This is a genomic window from Corynebacterium auriscanis (assembly GCF_030408435.1).
GTDB lineage: Bacteria > Actinomycetota > Actinomycetes > Mycobacteriales > Mycobacteriaceae > Corynebacterium > Corynebacterium auriscanis.
On record NZ_CP047046.1, the window covers coordinates 1,356,201 to 1,368,947 of the forward strand.

Genomic DNA, 12,747 nt, shown 5'->3' on the forward strand with positions numbered 1-12,747 from the left:
TCCCCCTTCCTCGGTATTCAGTGCATGAAAAAAATCACCCGCCCCTCCGGTGGCGTGCCTTCCGTACGTCGTACGCCCGCACAACTCGAGAGCACTCTGCGCGCCTTAAGCAACGGTACGGGGCCGATCGCCATTGATACCGAACGCGCCGCAATGTACCGCTTTGATGACCGCGCGTACCTGATTCAGTTGCGTCGGGACGGGGCGGGCAGTTTCATCATTGACCCCACGGAGCATCCCGAACAGCTTCGCGGGTGGCAGGACGAACTGATGGGCGAAGTGCCGTGGCTATTGCACGCCGCTCATACAGATCTACCCGCGCTGATGGCCTTGGGGTGGCGCCCTACACAGCTGCTAGACACGCAGATTGCCGCCAAATTGTTGGGCTGCCACAGGCTGGGCCTCTCGCCGCTCTTAGAAGAATTCCTATCCATCTCCATTCCTAAAGATAAGGGCAATGCCGATTGGTCTCGGCGACCACTGGCGAATTCATTGCTAGCCTATGCTGCCCTCGATGTGGAGTTCTTACTGGAAATGCACCAGCTGATGGTAGATGAGCTTTCCGACCTCGACCGGATGGATTGGTACGTCCAGGAATGCGAGCATGACCTAGTTCACGCCTCGCCGCTCAAGGATCCTGAATGGTTTGACATGAAGGGCGCCCGCTTCCTGCACCCACACAGTCGAGCTGCGTTCGTTGCCCGCCACCTTTTCGAGACACGCCAACAGATCGCACGGTCGGAAGACATCCCACCGGAAAGATTACTGTCCTCGAAACTCATCGTGGCGGTAGCCACTTTGCCTAAACGCGATGCCACTCGCGAGCTCCTGCAGGACTTTCGCCACGCTATTCACGGCCCCGGGGCCGATCGCGTGAACCCTCATCGCCACTCTGGCACTATGAATTCTTTCCTCGACGCCATGTCGCGCGCCTACGCCGAACACCGGGAAGCTAAGGCAACAGCTGGCTGGGGATCACGCGATGAACGCCACGATGATCCAGAATTGCAACGCCGTCGCCCCGACCCTAAAACGTGGAAAACGGATCACCCCATGGCGTGGGATGCGTTGGAGATCTTGCGTGAATCAAACGAGGAATTGTGCGAGGAGCTGGGTTTGGGCACAGACACCATAGTGGTCAGTCGCCAGTTGAAGTTCGTTGCGTGGGAGTTTGCCCAGAGAGTGGCAGATCAATCAGTAAACCTCACCGATGTGGACAGCACTGAAGATTGTCTTGGTCAGTTGCTCACACGGGCAGGATGCCGCCCGTGGCAGGTAGAGCTCATACTCAATGACGCCACGGCTTACCTCATGGATGAAGTTACACAATAGCTAGCGCGCGTCCTTCCTCAGCGCTACCCTCCCACGTAGCCACGGAGGCTTCACCGGGCACGGGCACAGCACTTTTGCACCGCAGACAGCGCACGCGTTAACGCTAAACCTCACCCAGCTGCTGGGCCCACTCCGCTACCGTCTTGGTGACGGATTCAACATCCAAACCGAGTTCTGAAAGCACCTGGCCACGGGAGGCATGAGCCAGGAATTTTTGCGGAATGCCGAGGTTGCGCACCGGGGTATCCACGTTCGCTTCATTCAACCGCATTTGCAGCGTGGAACCGGCGCCACCGTGCAGTCCACTGTCTTCGATGGTGACTACCAGATCCGCAGCCCTAGCCAGTTCCACTACAGAATCGGCAGTGGGCACTACCCAGTGCGGATCCACAACGGTGGTTTGGAATCCGGCGTTGTCGAGCGCTTCCGCCGCGGCCAGCGCCTGTGTGGCCAATGCGCCGAAGTTGACGATGAGCACCTTCGTGGGCGAAGAGTCACCGGGCGGCGCAGTCTTCTCAGCTCCAGCATGTGTGGATTCAAACAGCACGTCGTAATCGGTTTCTTCCCGAATCGCGCCAATCGGATCGGGCGCATTGCCCTTGGGGAAACGCACAACGGTCGGCCCATCCTCAAGATCCACGGAGCGCTGCAAAGCCAGCTTCAATCGCTCACCATCACGTGGGGCCGAGACATGAATCCCCGGCACAATGCCGGTGATGGATAGGTCCCACATGCCGTTGTGGCTGGGTCCATCGGATCCGGTGACGCCCGCGCGGTCCAACACCAATGTCACCGGTAGTTTCAATAAGGCAACATCCATCAGCAGCTGGTCAAAAGCACGGTTGAGGAACGTGGAGTATACGGCAACCACTGGGTGCATCCCGCCCAGAGCCAAACCGGCTGCACTGGTCACCGCGTGTTGTTCCGCAATACCGACGTCATAGGTACGGTCTGGGAAAACCTCCGCAAATTCAGCCAAGCCTGTAGGTCCGGCCATCGCCGCAGTGATCGCGACAATATCGTCTCGCTCCTTGGCCAAGTCGATCAACGTGGTGGAGAACACATTGGTCCACGTGGTCACACCCACGGCCTTCTTCTCCACTGGCTCGCCCGTGATGGGATCGATAACTCCCGTTGCGTGCATGAGGTCGGCCTCGTTGTTTTCCGCAGGCTCAAACCCCTTGCCCTTGGCGGTCACGGCGTGGACAATGACCGGCCCTCCGTAATCTTTAGCGTAGCGCAGCGCATTTTCCATCTGGCGGATATCATGCCCGTCAACTGGACCGATGTACTTCAGGCGCAAGTCGGTGAACATCTCCGTTGGCAACACCGTGTGTTTCACCCCGGCTTTGAGCCCGTGGATAACCTGGAACGCACGATCGCCGACCCAGCCCATGCGTCCCAAGGCGTTCTTCCCAGAGTCCATCACCTTGTCGTAGAAAGGCTGCAACCGCAGGGCCGCCAGATTCTCGGCCATGCCACCGATGGTTGGAGAATAAGAACGGCCGTTATCGTTGACCACGATCACCACACTGCGGTTTTTCGCAGCGGCGATGTTGTTCAGCGCCTCCCAACACATTCCACCGGTCAGGGCCCCATCGCCCACGAGGGCCACAACATGACGATGAATCTGACCGGACAACTCGAAGGCCTTGGCTAATCCGTCGGCGTAGGACAACGCAGCGGAAGCGTGCGAGGACTCAGTCCAGTCGTGTGGTGATTCTGCCCGTTCGGGGTACCCCGACAGCCCGTCTTTTTGCCGCAATGTCCCAAACAGATCCCGTCGCCCCGTCAGCATCTTGTGCACGTAAGACTGGTGCCCAGTATCGAAAATCAATGGGTCAGTCGGCGAGTCGAACACGCGATGCAGCGCCATCGTCAACTCAACCACTCCCAAGTTAGGTCCCAAGTGCCCACCAGTTGCCGAGACCTTTTGGATGAGAAACTCACGGATCTCAGCCGCGAGTGCTTCCAATTGATCTTCAGGCAGGCCTTTGAGTTCCGCTGGCGAAGAAATGTTGTCCAGAATACCCATTGAAGTTTGTCTCTTCTCCTCGGTCATTCTCGTGCGGTAGCGCTATACCGGCGTGGCCATTTTTAGGGAACCATCCCCGACAGTTTCCCGAATGGCGATGACCTAGGTTAACTATCGTGGCGAAAATTTATTGTTCAGCCTATCTTAGTCGCGTCCACGGACAGGTGTTGAAGCGCTCGCGGTTAACGGCCCGTATCCCGCGAAGCCGCCTGTTTTTCAGCCATAGTCTTACCGCTACGCCGTGGCCACGGGTTGCAAGTGCACAAGCACTTCAACGTGGTGGGTCAGCCCAAAGGCGTCGACAATCGCTACCTGTGAGATAGCGTAACCGGCGTCGATCCACCGTCGAACATCGCGCGCCGCCGCAGCCGGATCGCAACCCACGTGCACCACATGTTTTGGCTGGCGACTGGCCACGGCCGGGATCGTGTGCTTTCCCGCGCCCGTTCGTGGTGGATCAAGCACCACAGCATGCAAGTATTCCTGCGCGTGCCGATCGCTCCACCACGCGGGGACTCGGCGGTTGGTTTTCTTATCCGACGCCACCACGCGCTCCGCAACCCGGTCCACATTGGAGTCCCAAAACTCCACGGAATGGACCTTCGCCTGGGAAAACGCGCGTGACCCAGCCGAAGTTGCATCGCCAGCGATATCCACGCTGACCACCCGGTCGGCTTTATCGACCAGTGCGGAACTCAGCGATCCAGCGCCACCGTACAGATCCCAGGCCGTGGAACATTTTCCCAGCGCGGAGGGCACTGTGCGCTCAATCCACTGAGCGTAAAACTCAGTCGCGGCGTGGTGACCTTGCCAGAAAGCCTGTGCAGGAAGATCCCACGTGAGACCCCCTAACTGCTGGGTGATCGACCCATCGCCCACCAAAGCGGTCGTCTTCCGATGCCGCCGGTTTCCCGACAGCTCCACAATGCTTCGTACGCCGTCACTGCCGACAGCGATGATGAGTTCTGTGCGCGGACGAATACGCCCTTCGGCGGCTAGGTCACTGATCTGTTCGCACAGCCCGTCTTTCATTTCGGAAACCCATTGCGCACATAGGGTGTCTGGACTGAGGGGAACAACTTCGTGTGAATTCTTCTTCCGAATCCCCACTGTTCCTTGCGCATCAATCGCGACTCGGGCGCGGGTGCGCCACCCCACATAGGGTTCCAGCGAGTGCGTAGAAACCACATCGTCGGTGAGCTTGATCTTTCCAATTCGTTCGAACTGATCGACTACCACGGCTTTTTTGAATTCGAGAGAACCAGGGGCGTCGATAAAATCTAAATCGCAACAACCCGCCCCGGCCGCTGCAGCACCGCACTGCCCCCGTACGCGGTGCACAGATGGCGACCCCACGCGTACCACCTGACCAGTGCGAAAGGAACGCTTGGAAGATGACTTCGCAGCGGGGTCCAAGGCGACTTCAACATCGCGATCCCCCATCGCAGCTCCGGTGACAAAGGCAATCCGGCCGTCCTCGAGACGAGTAATGCAAGCTCCACCGTGCGCAGGTTTATCGAAGCTGGAAACAGTCACTACTTCGGGATTCATTTAATGCCCTCCGCTGCATTAGCTTTTTTCACGGCCACGACGGTGATGAGGACGACGATTGCCGTCAGTGGCCAGCCCATAGCAATGGAAACGTATCCCAGGGCATCGGTGGCATCTTTCACGTAGAAGAACCGCTTGACGAAGAACCGTGCCAGGAACACCACAGCCCACGCCGCGGTAGCCCAACTAAAGGCCCGAACAGCCCCACGGTTGGTACGCCACCTCTGGTCCTCGCCGTTGATGCCGCGCCAAATCACGCCAACGAGTGGCCACCGCACCGCAATCGAGATGATGAACGCGATTCCCGCGACCAGCGAATACCACATGCCGTAGGCAAAATAACCCTTGGCATCGCCCATGAACCAGGCAATCGCGGCACAGATGACCACACCCAGCAAGCCGGAGATGGCCGGCTGCAGGTTCTCCTTTCGGGCCAAGCGCCACACGAAGATACCCGCCGCCACAGCCAGTGCGGAAAGCAAAGCGGGCACCAACCCGTACTTGCTGTTGACGGGAACCAGTACCAACACTGGCAGAGTGGAGCTCACCAAGCCGGTGAGACCGCCCATTTGCTCCAGCAAGGTGGCGGGCTTTTCCTCGGTGGCCCGCCCACCGGAGGGCGCTAGCTTTTCAGAGTGGGTGGCCGACTGGTGGGTATCGCCAGTGATATGCGCGGGCCCGGTGCCCGATGTGGTGGGGTCAAAAGGCTCGTTGTTAGAGGACGGGTGTGTCACGGGGTCCTACGTTCTGGATCTATGAGGGGGCTGGAGACTACTGGTTTTGGTTATTATCGCGACCCAAGATGGGTTCGTTAAGGGGTTCGATTCCAGCTGCCTCTGCCTGCTCGCGCGCCATTTGCTCCGCCTGCGCCTGCATTTGCTTCTGCAGCTCCTCGGCCATGGCCTGTGGCATATGCACTGGCAATGGGTTACCCGCCGGAATTGGATCTTGGCCACGCATAACAAAAGTACGGGCCATTATCTGGTGGGCTAGCTCGGCCAATTCCTCGCCGTATTCCTTCGGCCCAGCCAACGTGAAACGCAGCATCCAACGGTGGCCGGTCACACCCATGATGCGCAGCATTCCGTCGCCGGCTTCTGCGAACACTTCTGGCCCCCATGGGCCTTGTGTCACGGTTGCTTCCAAACCGTCGCCGGACATGCCCTTAACGATCTCGGTCACCGATTCTTCCCAGAGGTCACCTTTTTTTGGAGCGGCGAACGCCACTGGGGTCACGCGCCCAAACTGTGTTCCGATATGGATCATCTGCGGACCTTCCGGGCCCACATCCACCTGCACGTCACCTTCCAGTGGCACGGGCACCATCATCGAACCTAGATCCAGCCCGCCCTTGGCGAAATCCGAGAAGTCGAAATTCCGGTAGTCCACCTGGTCTCCATCAAACGGCCCAAAGTCACCGTTTATTGGGTCGTAGACTCCCCCGGCTTGATTATCGGTGTCCGTTGTCGCCGCTACATTGTCTACGCGGGATTGCTCTGCTGCAGAGGTATTGGGATCCGCTGCGCTGTCTTTCTTACGTCCAAACATGGTGCGTCATCTCTCTTTCGGTAAGTTGTCGCGTAGTTGGTGTGCACTCCTGCGCGTTCGCGCTGGCGGGCTGGTGCAAATTATTGGCCCGTGGAACCGTATCCACCTGCACCGCGAACCGTTTCACCCAAGTGGGAAATATCGTCAACCTCATTGACCTCGCACAAACTCACCTGTTGAACAACTAGCTGTGCGATGCGGTCCCCGCGACGGATGGTCACCGACTGTTGCGGGTCTAGGTTAATGAGGCAGACTTTCACCTCACCGCGGTAATCCGCATCGATGGTGCCTGGGGTGTTCACGATGGATAATCCGTGTCGCAGTGCCAAACCGCTACGAGGGTGAATGAGGCCAACCATGCCTACAGGCAATCCTAGGGCGATTCCCGTCCCAACTAGTTGGCGCTGGCCCGGATCAATCTGCACATCCTCCGCGCTATAAAGGTCAATCCCCGCATCCGAGGGATGCGCTCGGGTAGGCAACGGCAGGTCCTTATCAAGCCTCACTAGGTTAAGTTTCGGCTCGTTGTGTGGGTTGGTCATGGTCTACCACTTTACAGTGGGACACCCTCGAATATCTGGTCGGGATACTCGGTGGCTACAATGAATTCACGCAAGCATTGTGCAGATGGACATTAAGGAGAACGTCAGTGGCTTCCACAGAGGTGCCAGCCCACGGGGATAATGTCCTCTATTCTGAGCGGCAGCGCGTACCACTGACGTGGTGGTTTTTTGCCGCGGGCGTGGTCTTTATCATCGCCTGGCAGGCGCAAATGGGGCGATCCGTTTGGTATGCCGTAGGGGCGGGAGTTTTCGCTGGTCTTTTCGCAGCGTGGATGCTGCTAAAGTTTTCCGCCACCGAGATTGCGGTGGTGCAACGCGCCGATGGTCAGCGCTGGTTGCACGCGGGTGAGGCGAAATTGCCAGCCGAACTCATCAGCCGCTCGCTAGTCATCCCACCCACGGCCAAGCAAGCAGCCATGGGGCGCCAGCTGGATCCCGCGGCCTTCGTAATTCACAAGGGTTGGATCCCTACGATGGCAATGATGGTGTTGGACGATCCGGAAGATCCCACCCCGTACTGGTTGATTTCGTCCAAGGAACCACAGGCGCTGTTGGAGGCGCTGGATCGCCCGATCTATTAACGATCGATCTATTAACAAACGCTTTGGGGGTTAGTACCCACGGTAGCTCCCCCCCCTTACACGAACCTCAGCCTAGAGCCGAGGACGACCGGTTAGGCACAGTCCACGCAGACGAATTCATCATCGCCGACCTTCTCGGCCATCCGACTGCGGTGCTGCACGAGGAAGCACACGCTGCACGTGAATTCATCGCTCTGGCGGGGGATGACCGTGCCGGACAGCTCTTCACCGGATAGGTCAGCTAGTGGAACATCAAATGGCTCCACGATCTCTCCATCATCGGTATCTGCAACCGCAGGCTCGGCCTTTTCAGCGGCCTTCAATCCCTCAAGGGAATCGGTTTCAATTTCATCCTCAGGACGGCGGCGAGGTGCATCATAGTCAGTAGCCACGGCGTTTCTCCTTGTTAGCACTTCCGACTTTTCGGGTGACAGTTCATGTGCGTCGACGCGCATAGTAAAGCAAATACCGCTGACCTGTCACCTTAGGGCCACCTTGCCTCTTATTTTGACGCCAACGCCACCCCCGCACCCACCTTTGCTAATGCTCCTATTAACTCCGGCAGGAGGTGTGCCGAACTACCAGCGACCAGTAGTTTTTGTTCTTTATCGCTGTCCAATGCGGGAAAAATCACATCCACCCCCGCCCGCGCGGCGATCAACGCGCCAGCCACGTAATCCCACGGTCCCAGCCCGTGTTCGTAATAAGCATCCACAGTGCCCTCAGCCAAGTGGCACAAATCCAATGCCGCCGAGCCTGCCCGTCGAATGTCTCGTACCTGGGGTAACAGTTCAGAGAGCACCCGTGCCTGCGCACGACGTTGTTCGGCAACATAGCCAAAGCCTGTAGCCACCAATGTCATCGCCAAACTGCCAGCCCCTGGGGCTTCGAGAGTGCGAGGTTGGTGGGAAGCATGCGCTTGCGAGGCGATAGTCGAATTGGCGTTCAGCGTCGCCGGACCGCCGACGTGCGCACAGTACTCTTTGCCAGAAGGTATTTGCACGACTGCCGCGGCAATGGGCACTCCACTAACGGTCGCAGCCACGCTGACGGCACAATCCGGTTGGCCGTACATAAAGTTCACGGTGCCGTCGATGGGGTCTACGACCCACACGACATCCGTAGTCCGCACGGATTCAACCCCAGCATTAGCCCCACCCAGATTCGACACCACGGCCCGCGACACCGACAGGGCCGGGTGCCCGGTATCCCACGTGCCCGAGTTCGCCAATTCCCGCTCGCTCACGATGTGCCCTTCTTCCTCCCCCAAGATGGTCGATCCGGGCAGAGCGGATAGTAAGAAATGTTGCAAGAACTTTTCGGACGCTACGTCCACCGCCGTGACGGGATCCACTTCTGAACTCTTATGGGCGCGGGCTGCCACTCGCCCTGAACTGTCGGCCAGCTCACCGCGCATGTGGCGTACTAAGTCAGCCGCTGCCGCGGCAGCGGCTCGGGAAATCTCACGGAGGTCAATCATGGACACATACCCATCCCCTCCCCCACGCTGCGACTTGACCCCAAGGGAATCGAGTGAGCGGGTAGCGCGGGGCGTCAAGTAGATATGGGTTGAAGGAACCGAAGGCACCGAATTCTGTGAAACCATGCCACCAGCAAACCACGGGGAGCATCCGCGCGCGGACGACGGGGGTTAAACCCGCTATCATCTGTACCCATGACTGAGCAGAACCCAGATTTGAGCTTTGGCGTAGACATCGGAGGCTCGGGCGTAAAGGCCGCAATCGTTGACCTCAAGACCGGTGAATTCGTTACCGAGAGGTTAAAGATCGCCACGCCCCAGCCTGCAGAACCAGATGCGGTGGCCGAGGTTGTTCTCCAGCTCATGCAGGAAGCTGCTTGGGATGGCCCAGTGGGAATTACTGTGCCAGCTGTAGTTAAAAATCAATTCACGCGCAGCGCAGCGAATATTGGCGGTGATTGGATTGGGACGGATTGCCAGGAACTCTTCCATCGGCACTTGGGTGATCGCGAGATTGCGGTGCTTAATGACGCCGATGCCGCGGGCCTGGCCGAAGTTGCCTACGGCGATGAAGCCGCTCGCAGTGGTGCCGTCATGTTGCTGACCTTTGGTACGGGTATCGGCTCTGCCCTGTTGATGGATGGCAACCTCTACCCAAACTCGGAACTTGGGCACCTACCTTTTGAGAACACGACCTGCGAGAAGTGGGCCAGCTCTGCAGTGAAGGAAAAAGAAGACCTCCCCTTCAAGGAGTGGGCTAAGCGCGTTGATCAGGTTATGCACCTGTACGGCAAACTGTTCAGCCCGCAGACTTTCGTGGTTGGCGGCGGAATTTCCCGTAAGGCCGATAAATGGGTTCCGCGCCTGACCGTTGAGCAAAAGGTTGTTCCCGCACAGTTACGAAACCAAGCTGGCATTGTGGGTGCGGCGATGGCTGTGCGAGACGGCTTCCGCCCCTAGCCGTGCACGCGAGGCAGATGAAATCTATTTGCTGGTAGAAACTACCACCGCCCAAACAACAGCGGGGGTAACACCCCTACCCCCTTGACAATCGCGGTTTCAGTTATAATTGGGGGTCGATTGTCGGGAACTACGACCCGAGGAATGCGATACACACGCATTTCATTAACGCGAGCAGCACTTTTGTCGCGGTACAGTGGCGACGAATGAAAACAGTAGCTGCAGTAATAATGCACGCAAATGAAAGGGCTTTTTGTGGTAGCGAATAACTCGGCCGAATCCAACGAAGGATCCGAGAACGCAGCAGTGCGCAAGGTAGCCAAAAAGTCCGCTGCTGCAAAAAGCACTCGCAAGGTAGCCAAGAAGTCCGCTACCGCCAAGAAGGCAGCAACCGCAAAGAAGGCCACCGCAGCGCGCAAGACTACAGCGGCCACTGTGGCAGCCGAGGCCAGCGCCAGCACTGCAGCCGCCGTGGCTACGGATACGACCACGCCTGACACAACCGCAAAGCAAACCGTTGCAAAAAAGACGGCGGTCAAGAAGGCCACGGCGAAAAAAACGGCTCCGAAGAAAACGGCCAAGAAGACCACCGCGAAGAAAACGGCAAAGAAGACAACCGCCCGCACGGCTGCAAAGAAGGCAGCTACCAAGAAGACCGCAGCGAAGGCCACTTCCAAGGCAGCTCAGGCACAAGACAGCGCGCAGCAGCTGGATGCAGGAGATCTGGATGCCACGTTGACCGCTGCCGGCACCGCTGGCACCCCGGGTGTGGATACCGCAGACATCAAACCGGATGATGTAGATCCCGACTTGGATCGTGAACTTGACGACGAGTTCGACGAGGATCTGGACGACGACTTAGAAGATGACCTCGAGGATGACCTCGTCGACGATCTCGACGAGGATCTTGAGGAAGGCGAAGAGGACGAAGAAGGCGAAGATTCCGCCAAGGACGGCAGCGCCGACGACGAAAAAGACGGTAGCTTCGTCTGGGACGAGGATGAATCCGCGGCGCTGCGCCAGGCCCGCAAGGATGCCGAGCTCACAGCTTCGGCGGACTCCGTGCGTGCGTACCTCAAGCAAATCGGCAAGGTTGCCTTGTTGAATGCAGAACAAGAGGTCAGCCTAGCCAAACGCATCGAGGCGGGCCTCTACGCCGGGTACCGCCTGCAGGAGATTAAGGAATCGGGCGAGAAGCTCTCCCCCATGCACCGTCGCGACCTGCGCGAGATTGAGCGCGACGGCCGCCGAGCCAAGAACCACTTGCTGGAGGCGAACCTTCGCCTGGTGGTTTCCTTGGCCAAGCGTTATACCGGCCGTGGCATGGCCTTCCTAGACCTCATCCAGGAAGGCAACTTGGGCCTAATCCGTGCGGTGGAGAAGTTCGACTATGTCAAGGGCTACAAGTTCTCCACTTACGCCACGTGGTGGATTCGCCAGGCGATTACCCGCGCAATGGCCGACCAAGCCCGTACCATTCGCATTCCGGTCCACATGGTGGAGGTCATCAACAAGCTCGGCCGTATTCAGCGTGAGCTGCTGCAGGACCTCGGTCGCGAACCTTCCCCCGAGGAACTCGCTCGCGAGATGGACATCACCGTCGATAAGGTGCTGGAGATCCAGCAGTACGCCCGCGAGCCGATTTCCCTCGACCAAACCATCGGCGACGAGGGCGATAGCCAGCTAGGCGATTTTATCGAGGATTCCGAGGCCGTGGTGGCAGTGGATGCTGTCTCCTTCACCCTGCTGCAGGATCAACTGCAGGATGTGCTGCACACGCTGTCGGAGCGCGAAGCTGGGGTGGTCAAACTACGGTTCGGCCTCACCGACGGCATGCCGCGCACTTTAGACGAAATCGGCCAAGTTTACGGCGTGACCCGCGAGCGCATCCGCCAGATCGAATCGAAGACGATGTCCAAGCTGCGCCACCCATCCCGGTCCCAGGTCCTCCGCGATTACTTGGACTAGCAGAGTGGCCCTCCTAGCGCCGTTTCGCCAGCTCTTCGGCTGCCGCAGGACGGCGCTCTCGCCTAGGTACACCCCATTTTCGGCTGCGTCTCGCCGGGATCTGACTTACCCTTCTTTTTTGGTCGACGCCACCCGCCATCTCGAGCGCGTTCCTACTGGGCCGAGATTGAACCCATTCCGCCGTTTTCACACGTTTTCCGTGTCCCTCAAGGCCCCCGGAACCCCGGAGGATTTCTACCATCTGGCCGAACGTTTACTTACCGGACAGGTCCACGACGCGGCAGGAGCGCCGCTGATCACGCGCGAGGGTTGCGGCACACCCCACGGCAAGAACCTTCCCTAGCTGTTCAGCCTCTGGCACAACTCGTGGGATGCGTGACCTTCTTCCTCACACTTCCGGGCGGCCTCGCTAGAAAAATTGGTGATGACGATGCTGGTGCACACAGCAATGATGGCCAGTAACACCCCGATGGCGGCATAGACTTTCTGCTGGTTACCACGAATGGCCACGAACAGGGCGATCAGAGCCACCGCCAAGGCGACAACGGCCGCGACGATACCAATAACCGGCATCATGGCCGCGGGAATCGACAGGATGCCGACGACCAATGCAGCGATGGAAAGACCGGTGACCTTCTGCTGCTGCACCTTGCGGCGCTTAATCTCCTTGGCATTGTTTTCGCTGAGGTCGGAATAGTCACGCGCTGCCATTGTGCCTTCGCTTCTCCT

The 12,747-nt window shown here is 58.6% G+C and carries 12 protein-coding genes; 4 read left to right on the forward strand and 8 right to left on the reverse strand.

Annotated elements, in window-relative coordinates; translation table 11 throughout:
• Window positions 1-24: 24 nt before the first annotated feature.
• Complete coding sequence (locus CAURIC_RS05705) at window positions 25-1,332, forward strand: ribonuclease D (protein WP_265914298.1); 1,308 nt, start codon at window positions 25-27, stop codon at window positions 1,330-1,332.
• Window positions 1,333-1,435: 103 nt separating this feature from the next.
• On the opposite strand, the gene dxs is transcribed toward CAURIC_RS05705, so the two are convergent.
• From dxs to dut, 5 genes are all read right to left on the reverse strand, one after another.
• A complete protein-coding gene (gene dxs, locus CAURIC_RS05710; RefSeq protein ID WP_035112937.1) occupies window positions 1,436-3,367 on the reverse strand; it encodes a 1-deoxy-D-xylulose-5-phosphate synthase in 1,932 nt (643 codons plus the stop codon).
• Window positions 3,368-3,601: 234 nt separating this feature from the next.
• On the reverse strand, window positions 3,602-4,918 hold the full coding sequence (locus CAURIC_RS05715) for a class I SAM-dependent RNA methyltransferase (RefSeq protein WP_035112935.1): 1,317 nt from the start codon (window positions 4,916-4,918) through the stop codon (window positions 3,602-3,604).
• The gene (locus CAURIC_RS05720) at window positions 4,915-5,487 is read right to left on the reverse strand and encodes a DUF3159 domain-containing protein (protein ID WP_052094718.1); all 573 of its coding nucleotides are present in this window, start codon (window positions 5,485-5,487) and stop codon (window positions 4,915-4,917) included. The genes CAURIC_RS05715 and CAURIC_RS05720 overlap by 4 nt, the downstream gene beginning before the upstream one ends.
• A gap of 202 nt (window positions 5,488-5,689) precedes the next feature.
• Complete coding sequence (locus CAURIC_RS05725; RefSeq protein ID WP_035112933.1) at window positions 5,690-6,466, reverse strand: DUF3710 domain-containing protein; 777 nt, start codon at window positions 6,464-6,466, stop codon at window positions 5,690-5,692.
• A gap of 80 nt (window positions 6,467-6,546) precedes the next feature.
• The gene (gene dut, locus CAURIC_RS05730) at window positions 6,547-7,008 is read right to left on the reverse strand and encodes a dUTP diphosphatase (RefSeq protein WP_035112931.1); all 462 of its coding nucleotides are present in this window, start codon (window positions 7,006-7,008) and stop codon (window positions 6,547-6,549) included.
• Between the two features lie 107 nt (window positions 7,009-7,115).
• Here dut and CAURIC_RS05735 point away from each other — a divergent pair, with 107 nt between their 5' ends.
• Window positions 7,116-7,610, forward strand: a complete 495-nt coding sequence (locus CAURIC_RS05735; RefSeq protein ID WP_083284140.1) for a DUF3093 domain-containing protein — start codon at window positions 7,116-7,118, stop codon at window positions 7,608-7,610.
• 92 nt (window positions 7,611-7,702) lie between these two features.
• On the opposite strand, the gene CAURIC_RS05740 is transcribed toward CAURIC_RS05735, so the two are convergent.
• Window positions 7,703-8,002 carry a DUF4193 domain-containing protein gene (locus tag CAURIC_RS05740; RefSeq protein WP_035112928.1) on the reverse strand — a complete coding sequence of 100 codons (300 nt, stop codon included), beginning with the start codon at window positions 8,000-8,002 and terminating at the stop codon, window positions 7,703-7,705.
• Between the two features lie 110 nt (window positions 8,003-8,112).
• Window positions 8,113-9,090 (reverse strand): inositol monophosphatase family protein, encoded by a 978-nt coding sequence (locus CAURIC_RS05745; RefSeq protein WP_265914301.1) that lies wholly within the window; start codon window positions 9,088-9,090, stop codon window positions 8,113-8,115.
• A gap of 195 nt (window positions 9,091-9,285) precedes the next feature.
• Here CAURIC_RS05745 and ppgK point away from each other — a divergent pair, with 195 nt between their 5' ends.
• Both ppgK and CAURIC_RS05755 read left to right on the forward strand, forming a co-directional pair.
• Window positions 9,286-10,050, forward strand: coding sequence for a polyphosphate--glucose phosphotransferase (ppgK, locus tag CAURIC_RS05750; protein WP_035112926.1), 765 nt, complete (start codon window positions 9,286-9,288; stop codon window positions 10,048-10,050).
• Window positions 10,051-10,290: 240 nt separating this feature from the next.
• A complete protein-coding gene (locus CAURIC_RS05755) occupies window positions 10,291-12,018 on the forward strand; it encodes an RNA polymerase sigma factor (protein ID WP_035112924.1) in 1,728 nt (575 codons plus the stop codon).
• A 339-nt stretch (window positions 12,019-12,357) separates the two neighbouring features.
• Here the strand turns inward: CAURIC_RS05755 and CAURIC_RS05760 are convergent, their stop codons facing one another.
• Window positions 12,358-12,729 (reverse strand): hypothetical protein, encoded by a 372-nt coding sequence (locus CAURIC_RS05760; protein WP_070434257.1) that lies wholly within the window; start codon window positions 12,727-12,729, stop codon window positions 12,358-12,360.
• Between the last annotated feature and the right edge of the window lie 18 nt (window positions 12,730-12,747).

Bases quoted from the DNA above. Each gene is read 5' to 3' on its own strand.
- CAURIC_RS05705 (WP_265914298.1), top strand. From the start codon at position 25: ATGAAAAAAATCACCCGCCCCTCCGGTGGCGTGCCTTCCGTACGTCGT.
- CAURIC_RS05715 (WP_035112935.1), bottom strand. From the start codon at position 4,918: ATGAATCCCGAAGTAGTGACTGTTTCCAGCTTCGATAAACCTGCGCAC.
- CAURIC_RS05720 (WP_052094718.1), bottom strand. From the start codon at position 5,487: ATGGGCGGTCTCACCGGCTTGGTGAGCTCCACTCTGCCAGTGTTGGTA.
- dxs (WP_035112937.1), bottom strand. From the start codon at position 3,367: ATGGGTATTCTGGACAACATTTCTTCGCCAGCGGAACTCAAAGGCCTG.
- CAURIC_RS05745 (WP_265914301.1), bottom strand. From the start codon at position 9,090: ATGATTGACCTCCGTGAGATTTCCCGAGCCGCTGCCGCGGCAGCGGCT.
- ppgK (WP_035112926.1), top strand. From the start codon at position 9,286: ATGACTGAGCAGAACCCAGATTTGAGCTTTGGCGTAGACATCGGAGGC.
- CAURIC_RS05725 (WP_035112933.1), bottom strand. From the start codon at position 6,466: ATGTTTGGACGTAAGAAAGACAGCGCAGCGGATCCCAATACCTCTGCA.
- CAURIC_RS05755 (WP_035112924.1), top strand. From the start codon at position 10,291: ATGAAAGGGCTTTTTGTGGTAGCGAATAACTCGGCCGAATCCAACGAA.
- CAURIC_RS05760 (WP_070434257.1), bottom strand. From the start codon at position 12,729: ATGGCAGCGCGTGACTATTCCGACCTCAGCGAAAACAATGCCAAGGAG.
- dut (WP_035112931.1), bottom strand. From the start codon at position 7,008: ATGACCAACCCACACAACGAGCCGAAACTTAACCTAGTGAGGCTTGAT.